At 29.9% G+C, this 19,271-nt stretch carries 17 protein-coding genes; 15 read left to right on the top strand and 2 right to left on the bottom strand.

Annotated features, from left to right (window positions below; genetic code table 11):
- Positions 1–118: 118 nt before the first annotated feature.
- The 13 genes from RSF37_RS09965 to RSF37_RS09905 all read left to right on the top strand — a co-directional run bounded on the left by RSF37_RS09965 (position 119) and on the right by RSF37_RS09905 (position 15,520).
- Positions 119–1,291, top strand: coding sequence for a S1C family serine protease (locus tag RSF37_RS09965; protein ID WP_332564261.1), 1,173 nt, complete (start codon positions 119–121; stop codon positions 1,289–1,291).
- Positions 1,292–1,427: 136 nt separating this feature from the next.
- Positions 1,428–4,157, top strand: coding sequence for a sigma 54-interacting transcriptional regulator (locus RSF37_RS09960; protein ID WP_332564260.1), 2,730 nt, complete (start codon positions 1,428–1,430; stop codon positions 4,155–4,157).
- Positions 4,158–4,396: 239 nt separating this feature from the next.
- Entirely contained in the window at positions 4,397–4,708 is a 312-nt protein-coding gene (locus tag RSF37_RS09955) for a PTS sugar transporter subunit IIB (RefSeq protein WP_332564259.1), read from the top strand.
- 73 nt (positions 4,709–4,781) lie between these two features.
- Positions 4,782–5,078 (top strand): PTS lactose/cellobiose transporter subunit IIA, encoded by a 297-nt coding sequence (locus tag RSF37_RS09950; protein ID WP_332564258.1) that lies wholly within the window; start codon positions 4,782–4,784, stop codon positions 5,076–5,078.
- 73 nt (positions 5,079–5,151) lie between these two features.
- Positions 5,152–6,042 (top strand): N-acetylglucosamine kinase, encoded by an 891-nt coding sequence (locus tag RSF37_RS09945; protein ID WP_332564257.1) that lies wholly within the window; start codon positions 5,152–5,154, stop codon positions 6,040–6,042.
- A 30-nt stretch (positions 6,043–6,072) separates the two neighbouring features.
- Positions 6,073–7,164 carry a DUF871 domain-containing protein gene (locus RSF37_RS09940; protein WP_332564256.1) on the top strand — a complete coding sequence of 364 codons (1,092 nt, stop codon included), beginning with the start codon at positions 6,073–6,075 and terminating at the stop codon, positions 7,162–7,164.
- Between the two features lie 118 nt (positions 7,165–7,282).
- Positions 7,283–8,617, top strand: a complete 1,335-nt coding sequence (locus RSF37_RS09935) for a 6-phospho-beta-glucosidase (RefSeq protein ID WP_332564255.1) — start codon at positions 7,283–7,285, stop codon at positions 8,615–8,617.
- 530 nt (positions 8,618–9,147) lie between these two features.
- A complete protein-coding gene (locus tag RSF37_RS09930; RefSeq protein ID WP_332564254.1) occupies positions 9,148–10,782 on the top strand; it encodes a peptide ABC transporter substrate-binding protein in 1,635 nt (544 codons plus the stop codon).
- 27 nt (positions 10,783–10,809) lie between these two features.
- Entirely contained in the window at positions 10,810–11,757 is a 948-nt protein-coding gene (locus RSF37_RS09925; protein ID WP_332564253.1) for an ABC transporter permease, read from the top strand.
- Positions 11,758–11,766: 9 nt separating this feature from the next.
- Positions 11,767–12,684 carry an ABC transporter permease gene (locus RSF37_RS09920; protein WP_332564252.1) on the top strand — a complete coding sequence of 306 codons (918 nt, stop codon included), beginning with the start codon at positions 11,767–11,769 and terminating at the stop codon, positions 12,682–12,684.
- Positions 12,685–12,713: 29 nt separating this feature from the next.
- On the top strand, positions 12,714–13,727 hold the full coding sequence (locus RSF37_RS09915; RefSeq protein ID WP_332564251.1) for an ABC transporter ATP-binding protein: 1,014 nt from the start codon (positions 12,714–12,716) through the stop codon (positions 13,725–13,727).
- A 4-nt stretch (positions 13,728–13,731) separates the two neighbouring features.
- Positions 13,732–14,688 (top strand): ABC transporter ATP-binding protein, encoded by a 957-nt coding sequence (locus RSF37_RS09910; RefSeq protein ID WP_332564250.1) that lies wholly within the window; start codon positions 13,732–13,734, stop codon positions 14,686–14,688.
- Positions 14,689–14,818: 130 nt separating this feature from the next.
- The gene (locus RSF37_RS09905) at positions 14,819–15,520 is read left to right on the top strand and encodes an MBL fold metallo-hydrolase (protein ID WP_332564249.1); all 702 of its coding nucleotides are present in this window, start codon (positions 14,819–14,821) and stop codon (positions 15,518–15,520) included.
- Positions 15,521–15,557: 37 nt separating this feature from the next.
- Here RSF37_RS09905 and RSF37_RS09900 read toward each other — a convergent pair whose 3' ends face one another.
- A complete protein-coding gene (locus tag RSF37_RS09900; protein WP_332564248.1) occupies positions 15,558–16,853 on the bottom strand; it encodes a PTS sugar transporter subunit IIC in 1,296 nt (431 codons plus the stop codon).
- A gap of 31 nt (positions 16,854–16,884) precedes the next feature.
- Positions 16,885–17,499 (bottom strand): hypothetical protein, encoded by a 615-nt coding sequence (locus tag RSF37_RS09895; protein WP_332564247.1) that lies wholly within the window; start codon positions 17,497–17,499, stop codon positions 16,885–16,887.
- 71 nt (positions 17,500–17,570) lie between these two features.
- Between RSF37_RS09895 and RSF37_RS09890 the strand changes: the two genes are divergently transcribed.
- The gene (locus RSF37_RS09890; RefSeq protein ID WP_332564246.1) at positions 17,571–18,266 is read left to right on the top strand and encodes a MurR/RpiR family transcriptional regulator; all 696 of its coding nucleotides are present in this window, start codon (positions 17,571–17,573) and stop codon (positions 18,264–18,266) included.
- A gap of 194 nt (positions 18,267–18,460) precedes the next feature.
- Positions 18,461–19,271, top strand: an 811-nt coding sequence (locus RSF37_RS09885; protein ID WP_332564245.1) for a DegV family protein, incomplete at its 3' end; no start/stop codon positions are given.

The raw sequence follows: 19,271 nt of genomic DNA, 5'->3' as shown, positions 1-19,271 counted from the left end.
TTATTTCTGTTCGGTATTATTTTTTTAATATTAATTAAAACTTTTTCGTAATGTCATATCATTGACACAAAAATTTTTTATACTAAGTATATAACATTAATTAAATAGGAGGTATTTGATGAGTACTGAAGAAAATAACAAAAATGAATTTAACTACGAAAACGCTGAGTACAACCCAGACGGATATGATACTAGTGGACAGGATACTCAGGAACCAAATAATAAAAAGAAAAAAAGAAAAGGCAAAAAAACAGCAATAACAGTTGCCGTAGTAATAATTGTTGCATTACTTGCAGGAATGGCTGGAAGCGGATTAACTTACTACATGATGAGTAAGCAAAACAAAATAGAAAACATCAATACAACAAATCAAACATTTAAAACAAGTTCTAATATGACAACCCAAGATGTCTTTAGAAAAGTAGCCCCTTCAGTAGTTATTGTCTCAACTAAAGGATTAATGCAAAACGGAATAATTCCTCAAGAAGTAGAAGGAATAGGATCAGGATTTATAATAAATGAAGAAGGATACATTTTAACTAACTACCACGTTGTAGAAGGTGCACAAGAAGTTACAGTAACTTTAAGCACAGGAAAAGAATACAAAGCAAAAGTTGTAAATTATGATCAAAACCAAGACATTGCAATGATAAAAATGGAAGGTGACTTTAAAGTTCCAGCAGTTGCAGAACTTGGAGATTCATCTAAGCTTGCACCAGGAGAAGAAGTAATAGCAATCGGAACACCTTTATCAAAAGACTTTGCTCAAACTGTTACTAAAGGGGTTGTAAGTGCAGTTGGAAGAACTGTTAATACTCAAACAGGTAACCAAGTAAACTTAATTCAAACAGATACAGCAATAAACCCAGGTAATAGTGGTGGACCATTAGTTAACTCAGAAGGAAAAGTTGTTGGAATAAATACATTAAAACTTGCAGGTGGCGCTGAAGGAATAGGATTTGCAATTCCTATAAATGAAGTAAAATCTAAACTTGATGTATTATCAAAACCAATAATAAATATCGGAATAAAAGCAAGAGAGATAAATAAAGAAATGGCAAAACAATATAAAGAACCAGAAGGAATTTATGTTGTAGAAACAGAAGAATTTTCACCAGCAGAAAAAGCAGGAATAAGACCTGGAGATATAATAGTAAAATTCGATGGTAAATCTGCAAAGACACTTGATGAATTAACTAAGATAAAGAATACAAAAAAAGCTGGAGATACTGTAAGTGTTGAGCTTATAAGGAATGGAAAGACTATAAAAACTGATTTGGTTTTACAATAAAATAGAAAAAAGATGAATAAATGCACACTAATTTGAAGTTTTAGAAAAATTAGTGTGTATTATTTTTATTTGTGTATAAAAAGGATTACAGATATAGTATAATTGATTTAATTATTGAGAAAATAAGGAGGGTTATATGAGTAAAATTAGTGAAGTTTATGAAGCTTTATTAAGCCTGCAAAAGGAAGAAAATAAGGGCATAACAGCTAGTGAACTTAGTAATTACATGAAATTAGATAGAGCAAATATTTCAAGATACTTAAATAAGCTCTTCAATGAAGGTAAAGTTACTAAAGAAGACGGTAGACCTGTTAAATATGCAGCTAACATAAATGTAATACAAGAAAAAGAAATAATAGAAATTGATAAATCTGATAAAAAAAATCAGACAGATAATAGTTTGGATATGATGGTCGGTGCAACTCATAGTTTACAAGTACCAATACAGCAAGCTAAAGCTGCAATGATGTATCCACCAAGAGGATTACATACATTAATACTTGGTGAAACTGGTGTTGGTAAATCAATGTTTGCAGAATTAATGTATCAATTTGCAAAGGAAGATAAATTAATTGATTCTAATGCACCATTTATAAGATTCAACTGTGCCGATTATGCAGATAATCCACAACTAGTAATAGCGCAAATATTTGGTGTTAAAAAAGGGGCTTATACAGGCGCTGATAAAGATAAAGATGGGTTACTTAAAAAAGCTAATGGTGGAATAATGTTTTTAGATGAAATTCATAGATTAACACCACAAGGTCAAGAAATGTTATTTACATATATAGATAAAGGATATTTTAGACCTCTTGGAGATACTGACAATCCAGTATTTTCAGATGCTCAAATTATAGCAGCGACTACAGAGGAACCAAAATCCTATCTTCTAAAGACATTTACAAGAAGAATTCCTATGACAATAACATTACCATCTCTTAAAGAAAGAAGTGCATCAGAAAGATATCACTTACTTGAGCAATTTATTAAAGCAGAGTCCCATAGACTTGGAGAAAGTATATATTTTAATAAAAATGCATTAATATCATTTTTACTATATGATTGCCCAAATAATATTGGACAGTTAAAAAGCGATATACAATTAGCTTGTGCAAAAGCGTTTTTAAATTATAAAGCAAACCAAAAAGATTTTATAATTGTAGAACAAAGTGATATACATCAAAGAGTAAGCAGAGGTCTTATGAAGCTTCAAGAACACAGAAAAGAAATTGATGAGCTTTTAGGAAATATGGGAGATGTATTAAGATTTTCATATAACGATGATAATCTTATAAATTTAATTGAAGAAGAAGAAAATGTTAAAGGTGAATATTTCTATGACATTATTGAAAATAAACTTGAATACTTAAAGAGAAAAGGTATGGAAGAACAAGAAATAAATCAAATAATAAATATAGATATAGAAAGCTATTTTAAAAAATATATAAGAGATCTTCCAGAAGAGGTTAGAAAAGAAGAAATAACTAAAATAGTTAGTGAAGATATTGCTAATATGGTAGAAGATATACTTAATATGGCATCAAAAAAATTAAAGAGACATTATGATGAAAAAGTTTATTTTGGATTAGCACTTCACCTTCAAGGAAGCTTAGAGAGAATAAAACAAGGAAATGAAATATATCATCCAAAGTTGAATTTTATAAGAATACAGTATGCAGATGAATTTATGGTTGCAATGGAAGCTGCCAAAAAGCTAGATGATAAGTTTAATGTTCAAGTTCCATTAGATGAAATTGGATACTTAACTATGTTTTTAGCTTCAAAGCCTTATGAATTTGATGAAAAGAAAGAAGACAAGGTTGGAGTAGTAGTTATAATGCATGGACATGCGACAGCATCAAGTATGGTGGAAGTTGCAAATAAGTTAATTGGTGAAGATCATGTAGTTGGACTTGATATGCCACTTAGTATGAAAGCCGAAAAAATGTATGAAGTTGCAAAAAATAAAATTAAAGAACTTAATAAGGGCAAAGGTGTTTTACTTTTAGTTGATATGGGATCTTTAACAAACTTTGGACAAATGATAAAAGATGAAACTTATATTAATGTAAAAACAATAGACATGGTAAGTACTTTAACTGTTATTGAGGCAGGAAGAAAGGCTTTAAACGGAAGAGGCCTTGAAGAAATTTATAAGTCATGTCAAGAAATAAGTAGATTTGGGATTAAGTCAGAAAAAACAGTGAAGATTAAAAAAGAAAAGTTAATTATAACAACATGTTTTACTGGAGAAGGATCAGCTAAGAAAATAAAAGAATTAATTATAAGTGGATTAAATAATCAAAATGTAAAAGTAAAGTCATTAAATATACTTGAGAAGGAAGCTTTTGTTAAAGAAATAGAAGTATTATCAAAGGATTATATAATACTTGCTATTGTTGGAACTGTTAATTTAAATGTTCAAGGTATACCATTTATTTCAGTTGCAGATGTTTTAGCAGGAGATGGCCTTAGTACACTAGACAATATAATTGGTAATGAAGAAGATTTTCAAAAAATATCAATATCAATAGATGCTCAATTAGAAGACATTGATGGAGAGTATTTAGTTAAACTTATAAGAGAAGCAATTTATGAAATGCAAGAAAGTTTAAATGTGAAAATATCACACGAAGTTTTTGTTGGAATGGTTATTCATATATGTTTCTTAATAGAAAAGATATTAAAAGGTGAAAACAGAAAGAAATTTGATAAGTTAAATGAATTCAGAAGTGAAAAGGGAAGAGAATTTATACTTGTAAGTCAAAGTCTTAGAAAGCTTGAATTAAATTATGATATTAAGATTACGGATGATGATGTAGCTTATATTGTAAGGATGCTTTTAGAGAATGTAATTTCTGTGTAGAGTGTAAAAAGTGTGTAAAGCTTTTAAAAAGCAGTGTGTAAAATTATTTGCACACTGCTTTTTTTTATGAATATGTTTAAAGTCAGTAAACAAGCCAATTAGATAAAAAAATAAAAAATAAAAAAATAAAAAAAATTTAATCATAATTTGGCATGCAATTTGCTATATATAAATAGTGTAAAGTAAAAAATTATTTAAATATTAAAATAAAAAAAATTACCGTCGAGGGGGAAATTAAAATGAAAAAAATATTATTATGCTGTTCAGCAGGAATGTCAACAAGTTTATTAGTAACTAAAATGGAAGCGGCTGCAAAAGATCAAGGAATAGAATGCATGATTAATGCTTACTCAGAAGCAGACGTTAAGAACCATGAAGACGAAATGGAAGTATTATTATTAGGACCACAAGTAAGATTCTTACTTAACAAGATGAAATCAAAATATGAGCCAATGGGAATACCTGTTGAAGTAATTAACACAGTTGATTATGGAACAATGAACGGAGCTAAAGTTTTAGCACACGCATTAAAGTTAATCGACGAAAAATAAGAAATACAGTAATAGATAGAGTTAAAGGGAATGCTACTAAAGATTAGGGCGTTTTTGAAAGGGAGATAAAGATATGGAAGAAATAATTTTAAATTTAATAATGCATAGTGGAGAAGCTAGAAGTTATGCTATGGAAGCTATGGAACTTGCAAAGCAAGGTAAGATTGAAGAAGGAAAAGCTTTAATTGAAAAATCTAGCCAAGAATTAGTAGAAGCACACCATTCACAAACAAAACTTATTCAAGGTGAAGCTGGTGGAGAAAAAGCAGAATTCTCATTATTATTAATGCATGCTCAAGATCATTTAATGACAACTATGACATTAAAAGACTTAGCAAACGAAATAATTGATATATACGCAAGATTATAATTAAAGGACTTAAAATGAACTCTAATGCCTATCATTAGAGTTCATTAATTATATGGCTAAGGAGATAAATGTTATGAAATATATAATTGGTGTTGATGGCGGAGGAACAAAGACTGAAGCTGTAGCCTACGACTTAAATGGTGAAGTACTTGCAAAGAGCTTAACAGGTTTTGGAAACTTATTAAACGATGAAAAGGAAGCATTAAAGAATATATTAGATTCACTTGAAGTTATATTAGATAAGCTTGGAAAAGAAGATTTACAAGGATTATATCTTGGACTTGCTGGTTCAGAAGTTGGACATAATGCTCAAATTGTAAAGGATGGAATAAAAGCTAAATTTAATTTAGATTCAGTTATTATGAATGATGGTGATTTAGCATTAAAAGCACTATTAAAAGGTGAGGATGGAATACTAGTAATTGCTGGTACTGGTTCTACAGCTTTTGGTATAAAAGGAAATGAACAAGCTAGATGTGGTGGATGGGGCCATCTTCTAGGTGATGAAGGAAGCGCTTATAAAATATCAATGGAAGCATTTAAAAAGATGATCCATGAGTATGATTTTGGGTTGGAAAGAAGCGAACTTTCAGAAGCAATACTTAAGAAGCTTAATATGAAACAAGTTGATGAAATAATAGCATTTATTTACGGAGCAACAAAGGATGAAATAGCAGGGTTTGCAGGATTTGTATCACAGTATGCAGAAAATGGAGATAATGAAGCGAAAGCTATATTAGTAAATGAGGGAATTACACTTGCTAAGGATGCAGAAAGAGTTTTTAATAGTTTAGGATTTGAAAGTTGCAAAATTGGACTAGTTGGGGGAGCAATAAGAAAATCTGTAATATTAAGAGAAGCATTCGAAAGTTATTTAAATGGGAACATAAATGTTGTTGAGTACGTGGATAATGATGTTTCAGCAGCTAAGGGGGCATATTATATATATAAGAATATGCAGTAATTATTTAAGAGAGTATTGGAGGACATATCAATGAAGAGATTAGGAATTTCAGTATATCCAGGACATAGTTCTATGGAAAGAGTTGTGGAATATATTGACCTTGCAGCAAAATATGGATTTGAAAGAATTTTCACTTGTCTTTTATCAGCAGAAGGAAAATCAACAGAAGAAGTAGTTGAAGAATTTAAAGTTATGGTTAAAGCAGCAAATAAGCATAACATGGAAGTTATAGCAGACTTAGATCCAACTGTATTTAATAGTTTAGGAGCTACAATAACAGATCTTTCAGTATTTAAAGAAATGGGATTAAGCGGAATAAGATTAGATATGGGATTTGCAGGAAATGAAGAAGCTATAATGACTTTTAATAAATATGGATTAAAAGTTGAACTTAATATGAGTAATGGAACAAAGTATGTTGATAACGTAGTTTCATATAAGCCTAATTTAAATAACTTATATGGATGTCACAATTTCTATCCTCATGTTTATACAGGACTTTCATATGATCATTTTATAGAATGTAGCAAACAATTTAAAGAACTTGGCATTAGAACTGCTGCATTTGTAAATTCACCAACAGCTGAATTTGGACCATGGCCAGTATCAGAAGGATTATGTACATTAGAAATGCATAGACATATGCCAATTGAAGTACAAGCTAAACATTTATTTGCTACTGACTTAATTGATGATGTTATAATAGCAAATTGCTTTGCATCAGAAGAAGAATTAAAAGCATTAAGTGAAATTAATAAAGAAATGTTAGAATTAAGTGTTGAACTTGAAGAGAACATTCCAGAACTTCAAAAGACAATAGTTTTAGATGAATTCCATTTTAATAGAGGGGATTGTTCTGATTATGTTATAAGATCAACTCAAAGTAGAGTTAAGTATAAAGGCGAAAGTTTCACTCCATTTAATACACCTGATATGAAAAAGGGTGATGTATTAATAGAGTCAGACCTTTATACAAGATATGCAGGTGAATTACAACTAGCAAGAAAAGAAATGAAAAATAGTGGTAAGACAAATGTAGTTGGAAGAGTTGTGGAAGAGGAACACTTCTTAATTGACTTTATTGATCCATGGAGTAAATTTGCATTTAAATTAAAGAAATAGTTAAAAATAGTATAAGTATTAAAAGCTGTGAGTAATGTTTTGTCATGGCTTTTAATTAAAGATATAAGTAATCTTTTAGAAAAGACGTAAGATAAAATTGAAATAAGAAGGTGTAAAAATGAGTAAAAAAGGTATTAAGATAGTAACAATTGGTGGTGGATCAAGTTATACACCAGAATTAGTTGAAGGATTTATTAAAAGATATGATAAGTTACCAGTTAGGGAACTTTGGTTAGTTGATATTGAAGCTGGAAAAGAAAAGCTTGAAATAGTTGGAAACCTTGCTAAGAGAATGGTTAAAAAAGCAGGAGTTCCAATGGAAATTCACTTAACATTAGATAGAAGAGAAGCTTTAAAGGATGCAGATTTCGTTACAACTCAAATAAGAGTTGGACTTTTAGATGCAAGAATTAAAGACGAAAGAATTCCTCTAAGTCATGGAGTAATAGGTCAAGAAACTAATGGAGCAGGTGGTATGTTTAAAGCGCTTAGAACTATTCCTGTAATATTAGATATTGATAAGGATATGGCAGAGCTTTGTCCTAATGCATGGATTATAAACTTCTCAAATCCAGCTGGTATGGTAACAGAAGCTCTTTTAAGACATGGTAGAAATAAGAAAGTAATTGGACTTTGTAATGTACCAATAGGAATGGAAAAGGCAGCTGCAGATATGTTAAATGTTGACCATTCAAGAGTAAGATTTGATTTCTTTGGATTAAATCATATGGTATTTGGAAAGAACATATATGTTGATGGAGAGAATGTAACTAATAAAGTTATTGACTCAATAGCAGAAGGAAAGCTTGGTTCAATAGTTAAAAATGTTAAAGACTTTGGATGGGATGCAGATTTCATAAAATCTTTAGGAATGATGCCTTGTCCATATCATAGATATTACTTCCAAACAGCACAAATGTTAGAAGATGAAGTTAAAGAATTCTCTAAAGGAGAAACAAGAGCTGAAGTAGTTAAGAAATTAGAAGGAGATTTATTTGATTTATATAAGGATCCAAATCTAGATATTAAGCCACCTCAATTAGAAAAAAGAGGAGGAGCATACTATTCAGATGCTGCTTGTAGATTAATATACTCAATATACAATGATAAAGGGGATATCCAACCAGTAGACGTTAGAAATAACGGAGCCATGGAAGGAATAGATGATAATTCAGCAGTAGAAATATCATGTATAATCACAAAGGATGGTCCAAAACCTCTAGCTATGGGTAAAATTCCTGTATCAGTTAATGGACTTATCCAAACAGTTAAATCTTTCGAAAGGTTAGTTGTTGAGGCTGCTGTAACAGGAGATTATCATACAGCATTAATGGCTCTTTGTATGAATCCATTAATTCCTTCAGAAAGAATGGCAAAGATTCTTTTAGATGAGTTATTAGAAGCTCATAAAGAGTATCTTCCACAATTCAAAGGATATTTCGAAAGCAAATAGTAGTGTAAAAATATATATTTAAGTATACCCGTGAGAGTGCCAATAGAAATTGGCACTCTTTTTTTATGTCTAAATAATTAACTATTAATACAATGTACATAAATAAGCATTGTTTGACTTAAGCTAAATTAACAGAAAGTAAAATTTAGCTTAAAATATAAAAATAGTAAAATTTGATTATTGTATAAAATAACCACTATAGAATAAGTGATACAACTTTATAAAAATATAATACACTACAAATTAAAAGAAGCTATAATATGATGTTAAACCCTTTAAATAAGCCAATTTAATGGCTTTTTTATTTTTTATAAATGTGTATCAATATAAAAAAATATTTAGAAAACTGTATTTTAAATATAGAGAGTAATTCATAGGTAAACAAATGTATTCGACAAGTGAACATATGATAATATATCAAAAATATTGCTATATTTTTGATATATCATTAATCATACTTAAAGTTTGCAAAAAATATAAAACTATCAGTCATTATTTTTGATAAAATAAATAAAAAGGGGGCGCGGAAAATGAAAAAAATAATAAGTATCTTTTTAATTATTGGGGCAATGACAGTTTTGTTAACAGGTTGTGGTAATAAAGAAGCAACGGCTAACAAGGTAAATACATTAAATTTAGTTACAGGTGCAGTTAAAACTATGGATTCTGCAAAAGCTACAGATTCAGAATCTTTTAATATAGCACAAAATACTCAAGAAACATTGTTAGTATATAACAATGATAAGCCAGTACCTGGCGCTGCAAAATCTTTTGAAAAAAGTAAAGATGGAAAAACATATACATTTCATTTAAGAGATGGATTAAAGTGGAGTGATGGAAAAGAACTCACATCAAAAGATTATAAGTATGCTTGGATGAGATTATTAGATCCAAATGTAGCATCAGGATATTCTTTCTTTTTATTTGGTGTAAAAAATGGAGAAAACTATTTTAATGGTAAAGCAAAGGCTGCGGATGTTGGAATTAAAACACCAGATGATAAAACTTTAGTTGTAGAACTTAAAGATCCTATTCCATATTTTACTCAATTAGTTGCTTTTCCAGCTTTGGCGCCACAAAGAAAAGATATTGTAGAGGCACAAGGTGAAGCTTATGGAAGTAAAGAAGATGGATTAGTATTTAGTGGACCTTTTATAGTTTCAAACTGGAAAAGAGGATCTAAAATAGAGTTAGTTAAAAATCCAAATTATTGGAATGCTGAGAATATTAAATTGGATGAAGTAAATTTAAATCAAATTGGTGAAGTAAATACACAATACCAAATGTTTTTAAGTGGACAACTTGATGTAATGTTTAAAGTTGGTGGAGAATATATAAAAGAACTTCAAAAGGGAGTTAAAAGTGGAAAATGGGACGAAGTAAGTGGTGTTATGCCAACTGTATATTATGATCAATATAATATGAAAAGCAAAAATAAAATACTTCAAAATACAAAAATAAGACAAGCATTATCTATTGCAATTGATAGGGAAGAATATACAAAAGATATTTTAAAGAGCGGAATTCCAGCTTATGGAATGGTGCCAGATGGGATTGTATCTGGTGATGTTGAATATAGAAAAGAAGTAAAAGAACCATTGAAAGCAATAGCAAATAAAGATCCAAAAAAATTGTTTGTTGAAGGTTTAAAGGAGCTTGGACTTAATCCTGATCCTTCAAAATATGAAATAGGTTTATTACTTCAACGTGGTGATTCAAGTATAAAAAATCAAGGTGAATATTTACAAAATACTTGGAAACAAAAAATTGGTGTAAATATAAAACTTCAAATACCAGCAGACTTTTCAGATTTTTTAAGAAAGCAAGATGCAGGAGAATTTGATATAGCAATGGCTGGATGGGGTGCAGATTATAATGACCCAATGACATTCTTAGATTTATTCGGGGCAAAGAATGGAAGCAATTATGGAAAATATAATAATGATAAAATAAACAAACTTTTAGGAGATTTACAAACTGAAATAAATAATAATAAAAGAATTGAAATGTATAAAGAAATTGAAAAGATTGCAGTTGTTGATAATCCAGCAGTAGCACCAACTTACTATTTAGATATACATTCATATGAAAATAAAAAGGTTCATGGGATGCAATATCCAAAGTTCGGTGGAAGTTATCAATTAAGATGGGCGTATATAGAATAAAATAAACTACTAAAGGGGGCAAAATAAATGGTTAAATATCTTTTGAAAAGATTAGGATTAATGATAATTACCTTATTTGTTATAGTTTCTGCTACATTCTTTTTAATGAATAGTATGCCAGGAAATCCAGTAAGATCACAAGCGAAAAAGTTACCGGAATCAGTACTTAAAAATATGGAACAAAAATATGGATTAGATAAACCAGTTGGTGAAAGATATGTAATGTATTTAGAAAATATTGTGAAAGGTGATTTAGGAGATTCATTTGTAACACCAGGATTAAGTGTTGGTGAAATAATTAAAGATGGATTCCCAGCCTCAGCAAAAATAGGAATACAATCTGTATTATTTGGGTTAGTAATTGGTGTGCTACTTGGAATTATAGCGGGATTTAAAAGAAATACTCCAGTAGATTATGCGGTTATGTTTATTGCAATTCTTGGAGTTGCAATTCCAAGCTTTGTACTTGCAACTTTAATACAAAGTATTTTAGGAGGAAACTTCGGTATACCAATTGCAGGATGGTATAGCAGTAAAACACCATTTTTAGAGCAATTTAAATTTATAATATTACCTACTATAGCACTAAGTTTTGGTAGTATAGCAACTTACGCAAGATATATGAGAGCATCAGTTTTAGATGTATTAGGACAAGATTATATATTAACAGCTAAAGCTAAGGGGTTATCTTCAGGAGCTATAACTTGTAAACATATTTTAAGAAACTCTATATTACCAATAATAACAATACTTGGACCACAAATAGCAACAATAATTACAGGAACAGTAGTTATTGAAAAAATATTTGCAATACCTGGTATTGGGAATGCTTTAGTAGATGCTATATATTCTAAAGATTATAACGTAATTATGGGATTAACATTATTTTTCTCAGCGTTATATATACTTTCAATATTAATTGTTGATATTTTATATAGTGTTATAGATCCACGTATTAAATTAGAGGGAAAGTAGGGGGAGTGTATGGCAGAATTAAGTAGAGATAAATTTAAGATTGTTGGAATAGATAAAAATAAATCAGAGCAGATAGCAAGGCCTAATTTAACATACTGGCAAGATGCGTGGAGAAGACTTAAAACTAATAAAGTTGCGTTAGCATCATTGATGCTTTTAATAGTTATAGTATTAATGTGTATAATACAACCTATGATTGCAGGCGGTAATTATGCAGTACAAAATATAGCAGAAATGAATCAAGGACCTTCAGCTAAACACTGGTTTGGTACTGATAATTTAGGTAGAGATTTATTTGATAGATTATGGGTTGGAGGAAGAGTTTCCTTAATAATTGCCTTTGTAGGTACATTAGTAGAATGTGTAGTTGGTATTATATACGGAGGTATAAGTGGATACTTTGGTGGAAAAACAGATAGTATAATGATGAGAATTGTGGAAATTTTAAGTGGAATTCCTTATTTAATAGTAGTTATATTAATTGCAATTGTACTTGGAAATGGTATATTACCACTCTTAATTGCATTATGTATAACTGGTTGGACTGGTATTGCTAGAATGGTTCGTGGACAAGTTATGCAGCTTAAAGAAGCAGAATATGTTATGGCAGCAAAAACATTAGGTGCAAGTCCTCTTAGAATTATAATGAAGCATATGATTCCAAATAGTTTAGGAATTATAATTGTTTATATAACTTTTGATATACCAAGCTATATATTTGCAGAAGCTTTCTTAAGCTTTATAGGACTTGGAATACAGCCACCACAAACAAGCTGGGGTGCTATGGCTTCAGCTGGACAACAAGTAATGCAATTTTACCCAAGTCAGCTTATATTCCCATCACTAGCGATTGCTATAACAATGTTAGCATTTAACTTATTAGGTGACGGTTTAAGAGATGCATTAGATCCAAAATTAAGAAAGTAGTAGCAGTTTGTAAGGAGGGGAAAGACATTATGGAAAAAATACTTAAAGTAAAGGACTTAAAGGTATCATTTCATACTTATGCAGGAGAAGTTAAAGCTGTAAGGGGAGTAAGTTTTGAATTAGCACAGGGAGAGACTTTAGCTGTAGTTGGAGAATCAGGTTGCGGTAAAAGTATAACAGCAAAATCCTTGATGAGATTATTACCTACACCACCGGCAGAGATAGATAAAGAATCAAAAATTATGTTTAATGGAAAAGATATATTATCTTTAAATGAAAAAGAAATGCAAAAAATTAGAGGAAAAGATATTAGTATGATATTCCAAGATCCTATGACCTCTTTAAATCCAACAATGAAGCTTGGAAAGCAAATAATAGAAGTTCTTAAAATACACAGAGGTATGAATAAAAAAGATGCAGCAGAAGAGGCAATTAGATTATTAAAATTAGTTAATATTCCTAATGCTGAAAGTAGAATAAATCAATATCCATTTGAATTTTCAGGTGGTATGAGACAAAGAATGATGATTGCTATGGCACTTGCTTGTAATCCTAAGATATTAATAGCAGATGAACCTACAACTGCTTTAGATGTAACTATTCAGGCACAAATTATGAATCTTATGAATGAGTTAAAAGAAAAGCTTGAAACATCTGTAATTCTTATAACTCATGATTTAGGAGTTGTTGCTGAATTTTCAGATAAGATACAAGTAATGTATGCTGGGATAATAGTTGAAAGAGGAACAGTTGAAGAGATATTTACTGATGCAAAACATCCATATACTTGGGCATTATTAAAGTCTATGCCAACTTTAGATACTGAACATAAGGGAGAACTATATTCAATAAGTGGAACTCCACCAGATTTATTAAATCCACCAGTAGGATGCCCATTTGCTGCAAGATGTGAGTATGCAATGGAAATATGCAAAGAAGATATGCCAGAAGAAACAATAATTACAGATTGTCATAAGGTAAACTGCTGGCTTATGCATAAAAATGCACCAAAGATAGAATCACCTTTAAAGAGAGGAAGGTAAGCTAATGAGTAAAGAAGTACTTTTAGAAGTTAAAAATTTAAAAAAATATTTTAGTGTTGGAAATGGTAAGATCTTAAAGGCCGTAGATGGAGTTAGCTTTACTATGAATAAAGGAGAAACATTAGGATTAGTTGGTGAATCAGGTTGTGGAAAAACAACTTGTGGAAGAACTGTAATGGGACTTTATGATGTAACAGATGGAGAAGTAATATTAGACGGAAAAGATATTACTAAGTTTAGTAACAAGGAAAAAAGAGCTAATTCTAAAATGTGTCAAATGATTTTTCAAGATCCATATGCTTCATTAGATCCTCGTATGACAGTTGGTGATATTATAGCAGAAGGTATAGATATACATAATCTTTATACTGGAAAAGAGAGAACAAAAAAGATATATGAGTTATTAGAACTGGTTGGTCTTAATAAAGAACATGCTTCAAGATTTGCACATGAATTTTCAGGTGGACAAAGACAACGTATTGGAATTGCAAGGGCACTTGCAGTTGAGCCAAAGTTTATTGTTTGTGATGAGCCAATTTCAGCACTTGATGTTTCAATACAAGCACAAGTTGTAAATTTATTAATTAAGCTTCAAAGAGAGATGGGATTAACTTACCTTTTCATAGCACATGACTTAGCTATGGTAAGACATATTTCAGATAGAGTTGGTGTAATGTACTTAGGAAATTTAATGGAAATAGCAGAAAGTAAGGATATATATGATAATCCTAAGCATCCATATACAAAAGCGCTTATATCTGCTATTCCTGTTGCAGAGTATAATGAAACTGGTAATAAAGGTAGAATAGAACTTGAAGGTGAAGTTAGTAGTCCTATTAATCCAAAACCAGGTTGCAGATTCGTAAGTAGATGCAAATTTGCAAAGGATATATGTAAGAAAGAAGCGCCAAAGCTTAAAGAAATTGAGGACAAACATTTTGTTGCATGTCATTTATATTAAGTAAAAATTAAAATGTAGTAGAAAAGTAGAAGTAATAATATAGCTTCTACTTTTTATTTTAATGTAGTGCATAATTTCCTTATTTTATGATATCATATGAGTATATTTATATATAAAGGGAAGTGTAATAATGATTCAATTTATAGGAAACGGAAGTGCTTTTAATTCATCACGCGGTAATAACAGTGCATTTATAAAGGGAGAAGAAAGCATGGTCATTATAGATTGTGGAGGGGATGTATTTCATAAGCTTAAAGAGAATGGGTTATTAGATTGTAAAAGATTATATATAATAATAACTCACACCCACCCAGATCATATAGGAAGCCTTGGTGATTTAATATTCTACGCACATTACATAAAAAATATAAAACCAAAAATATTCTTTCCACATAAAAAAACAATAGAAGACATATTATCATACTTAGGTGTTAGTAAAGAGTTATATGACCTTGAAAGCAGATATGTAAATGAGTTTTATGATAAGGAATTTAAAGGTGTAGAAATAGAATTCTCAAATGCTAAACACGTTCAAGAGATACCAGCATATAGTTTTATATTTAAAATGCAAGGAGAAAATTTCTTTTATAGTGGAGATACTAGTGAAGTTAATGAAGAAGCTATAGAAATGCTCAAAAACTCAAAAATTTCAGAAGTATATCATGAAGTTAGTTCTTTAGATTTTAAAGATAGTCCGCATACATCTGTGGATAAACTGTGTAGTGCTTTTAATAAAGAGTGGAGAAAATCTGTTTATTGTATGCATATTGATGAAGAATTAGATGAAAAACATTTAATTGACCTTGGGTTTAATATTACTAAAACAATATAAAAAGAAACGTCTAAAATTATTTTAGACGTTTCTTATTTTATTTAGATTCTTCTCTTAATTGGTTTCTTTCGAATACTTTAAAGAATGGGTAGTACATTAGAACTGATAGAGGAACTAATGCTAGTACAAATACAACATTTCTCCAATCTAGTGAGCTTAAATAAGCTTGGGCAAAGAATGGGGTAAATGATGGATCTATTATGTATCCTGGTGTTATTAAACTAATTTTCTGAACGAAATATGTTAGTGAAACAGTAACTACAGGAGTTAAAATAAATGGTATAGCAAGTATTGGATTAAATACTATTGGTCCACCAAATATTACTGGTTCATTAATACCGCATAATCCTGGAACAAATGAAAGTTTACCAAGAGTTCTTAAATGGGTTGATTTACTTTTAATCATTAGTAATATAAGACCGATTGTATTACCGGCACCACCTAAGATTGCTACTCTAAACATTTGTAAATTCATTAAGTTAGTTGGCTCGCTACCAGCTGCAACTAGCTCTGCATTAATACCTGAGTTTGCTATTCCAAGTGAGAACACTATTGGGAATATTATTGAAGTTCCGTTAACTCCAAATAACCAAAGTACATTTGAGAATACTATAAGGAATAAGAATCCCCAAAGATTATCAACAACTGACAATGCAGGTGTTAGTAAGCTCATTATAGCTTGAGGTAAACTCATATCTAAGTTAATTACTAATACTATATTTAATCCGTATAGAAGTACTATATTTGCAAGTACAGGTAATATTGAATTAACAAAAGATGTTACTGCAGTTGGAACTGAATCTGGGAATTTCATCTCCCAGCCCATAACTTTAATGAGTCTTGAAATCTCAACTGATGCAATTGAAATAATTATTGCAACAAATAATCCGTCAGCACCTAAAAATTGAGTGCTAATACCACCTTCAATAGCAGGTGCACATATCATTAAAAATAATGAAGTTGAAATAAGACCTGATATTGAAGCTTTCATTTCATATTCACTAGCTAATGAATAGGCTATTGAGAATGCACTCATAAGTCCGAATATTCCCATAGTCATATTAAAAGGTGCTGTTAAAATAGCATAATTATTTACTGCGAATTCTTTCCAAGATAAAAGACCTTTTACAAAAAAATTAGCTGTATTTGGATCAACTAATTCAGGATTAATTGGTGGATTTGCTACTATTAAAAATAGTGCACCAACAACAATTAATGCTAAAGGCATCATCATACCAGCTGATATTGCTTTTAAGTGTCTTTGATTACCAAGCTTGCTTCCAATAGGTGCAAGAACCCTGTCTAATTTATCTAATAGTTTATTTTCTTCCATATAACCCACTTCCTCCTACCATAATATGAAATTAATATTGCCAGCCGTTAAACTTAAATGCTGTTTCTACTGCTTCTTCTGGCTTATATTTTTCTAATATTTCTCCATAACGTTCTTTATAATCATTATCTACTTCCATTTGAGGTATAACTTTGCTTGCTTCATTTAAGAAGTGGAATGAATCTCTACCCATTTTAGCACCGCGAACAGTATGCTTATCTAATGCGAAATCAGGAATTTCAGGAACTTCTCCCATAGCAAAACCTTTTATAACGATATTTTTTAATAAATCGCTTGATCTATCTTTTTCACATGCACAAAGATATCTTATAGCATGGATGAAAAATATTGGTCTATCTCCATCTGCATAATCAAATTGTAATCTCATTTGATTTAAATTGTTTATTAGAACTGGAGCATTAACATCACCCATGCCTATATCTTCAACAGTTATAGTTATTAATCTTCTCCAAAGCTTGTCTTCCATTTGAGGTGAAGTAATATACATTTCATATGCAAATTTACATGCCTCTTCAGTTAAGCCTCTTCTAATTGACTTTTGAAGTGATGATATAACTTCATCTCCGCTTAAACCGTTACGTGTTTTAACTCTTGCCCATGGATCTTGGATATATTTGTTACTCATAATACATTTCCCCTTTGTTTATATATTTAAATAATTTTTGTCATATTGTATAATACCCTAGAGGTGATTTCATGAATATTGAACATTTATTTCATAAACATAATTTAGATACTCTAGAGCGTAAAGTTGTTCAGTACCTTTATAATAATATCGATTCAATTAAAAAAATTGGTATAAGAAAAGTTGCAGCAGATAATTTTACTTCAACCTCCACTATATATAAGCTCGCTAAGAAGCTTGGATTTAATGGATATGCAGATATGATTCACTATATTTCTTACACATATAATGAAAACGAAATAAGTAAAAAATCAAGTGCATATTCAGAACTTTATAAATCAGTAGAACCTTATAAAAAAGATTTTAACAATCTTCTTAATGACTATAAGAACAAACAAATTGTTATTACAGGTATGGGTTTTTCTGATATAATATCAAAGTTCATAAGTGAAACTCTATTTATAAAAGGTTTTAAATGTGCTCCTACTTTACATATGGAGCTTTTATCTAAAAAATATAAAGATAAAGTTTTGATTATAGCAATATCTCAATCAGGTGAAACGTCTAGACTTGTTGAAGTTTTAGATGAAGCAAGTAAAGAAGGTTTTAAAATAATAACTATTACAGCTAATAAATCTTCTAAGCTTTCTAATATTTCAACATTAACAGTTCCAATTGGAGAATATGATAGTTTCAAAACAGTATCAGAAAGTTTAAATACTTTCTTTGGCGAGATTTTACTTGCCTTTGAATATTTAATAAATTAAATAACTTATTGATAGTATAATGTTTACAACCTATATAGTCATTAAAAAAAATAGATTAAAAACATGTTACATAATTAATAACTTTTAATTAAAAAATAAATAAAATAAAGGTGGAAAAATGATTTTGAAAAACAGTAAAAATTTAGCAATAATTTATGATATAATTATGCAAAAAGGAATTTGTGGAGGAATGTATGGGTATTAAAATAGTAACTGATAGTACAAGCTATATCCCTAAGGAAATAGCTAAAGAATTAGATATAAAGGTAGTTTCTTTAAATGTAATAATGGGGGGAAGAAGTTATAGAGAAATAGATCTTTTAAATGAGGAATTTTATGATGATATGGAGAGCCTTGGTGAAATACCAACTTCTTCACAGCCAAGTATAGAAGATGTTAAAAGTGTATTTGAAGAAATAGTTAAAAATGGGGATACAGTAGTTGGGATATTCTTATCATCAGATATGAGTGGAACATACCAAACTGCAAATATGATTAAAAGCATGGTATTAGAAGAATTTGAAAATAGTGAAATATATATAATAGATTCAAGAAGTAATTGTATGCAAATGGGGTATGCAGTTATTGAGGCTGCAAAAGCTGCAAAGGAAGATCTTTGTATAGAAGATGTTTTAAAGAGAGTAGATAATGTAATAGAAAATAGTAGATTTATATTCATGCCAGAAACTTTAAAATATTTAAAAAAAGGTGGAAGAATTGGAAGTGCAGCTGCACTTTTTGGAAGCATGCTAAAAATTATTCCAATACTTACAGTTGAAGATGGGAAAACAACAGTATTCAATAAAGTTAGGACAAGAAAAAAAGCAATTAGTACTATTATTGACTCCGTAATTTCAGACATTAAAAGTAATGGTGTATTAGGAATAACTGTACATCATATTAATTGTGAAAAAGATGGAGAACTTTTAAGAGAAGAACTTAAAAAAAGACTTAATGAAGAGGGTATTAAAACTGAAATATTATTAGAGTCAATAGGACCTATAA

Source organism: Clostridium sp., assembly GCF_036643715.1.
GTDB lineage: Bacteria > Bacillota > Clostridia > Clostridiales > Clostridiaceae > Clostridium.
Note: the sequence above shows the minus strand (reverse complement) of the source record. Positions and strands in the feature narration are given on the sequence as shown.

What these genes read in the sequence shown, in the direction of transcription:
- RSF37_RS09930 (WP_332564254.1), top strand. Translation starts at nt 9,148, where the DNA reads ATGAAAAAAATAATAAGTATCTTTTTAATTATTGGGGCAATGACAGTT.
- RSF37_RS09910 (WP_332564250.1), top strand. Translation starts at nt 13,732, where the DNA reads ATGAGTAAAGAAGTACTTTTAGAAGTTAAAAATTTAAAAAAATATTTT.
- RSF37_RS09920 (WP_332564252.1), top strand. Translation starts at nt 11,767, where the DNA reads ATGGCAGAATTAAGTAGAGATAAATTTAAGATTGTTGGAATAGATAAA.
- RSF37_RS09960 (WP_332564260.1), top strand. Translation starts at nt 1,428, where the DNA reads ATGAGTAAAATTAGTGAAGTTTATGAAGCTTTATTAAGCCTGCAAAAG.
- RSF37_RS09965 (WP_332564261.1), top strand. Translation starts at nt 119, where the DNA reads ATGAGTACTGAAGAAAATAACAAAAATGAATTTAACTACGAAAACGCT.
- RSF37_RS09945 (WP_332564257.1), top strand. Translation starts at nt 5,152, where the DNA reads ATGAAATATATAATTGGTGTTGATGGCGGAGGAACAAAGACTGAAGCT.
- RSF37_RS09900 (WP_332564248.1), bottom strand. Translation starts at nt 16,853, where the DNA reads ATGGAAGAAAATAAACTATTAGATAAATTAGACAGGGTTCTTGCACCT.
- RSF37_RS09905 (WP_332564249.1), top strand. Translation starts at nt 14,819, where the DNA reads ATGATTCAATTTATAGGAAACGGAAGTGCTTTTAATTCATCACGCGGT.
- RSF37_RS09950 (WP_332564258.1), top strand. Translation starts at nt 4,782, where the DNA reads ATGGAAGAAATAATTTTAAATTTAATAATGCATAGTGGAGAAGCTAGA.
- RSF37_RS09925 (WP_332564253.1), top strand. Translation starts at nt 10,810, where the DNA reads ATGGTTAAATATCTTTTGAAAAGATTAGGATTAATGATAATTACCTTA.
- RSF37_RS09895 (WP_332564247.1), bottom strand. Translation starts at nt 17,499, where the DNA reads ATGAGTAACAAATATATCCAAGATCCATGGGCAAGAGTTAAAACACGT.
- RSF37_RS09940 (WP_332564256.1), top strand. Translation starts at nt 6,073, where the DNA reads ATGAAGAGATTAGGAATTTCAGTATATCCAGGACATAGTTCTATGGAA.
- RSF37_RS09935 (WP_332564255.1), top strand. Translation starts at nt 7,283, where the DNA reads ATGAGTAAAAAAGGTATTAAGATAGTAACAATTGGTGGTGGATCAAGT.
- RSF37_RS09890 (WP_332564246.1), top strand. Translation starts at nt 17,571, where the DNA reads ATGAATATTGAACATTTATTTCATAAACATAATTTAGATACTCTAGAG.
- RSF37_RS09915 (WP_332564251.1), top strand. Translation starts at nt 12,714, where the DNA reads ATGGAAAAAATACTTAAAGTAAAGGACTTAAAGGTATCATTTCATACT.
- RSF37_RS09955 (WP_332564259.1), top strand. Translation starts at nt 4,397, where the DNA reads ATGAAAAAAATATTATTATGCTGTTCAGCAGGAATGTCAACAAGTTTA.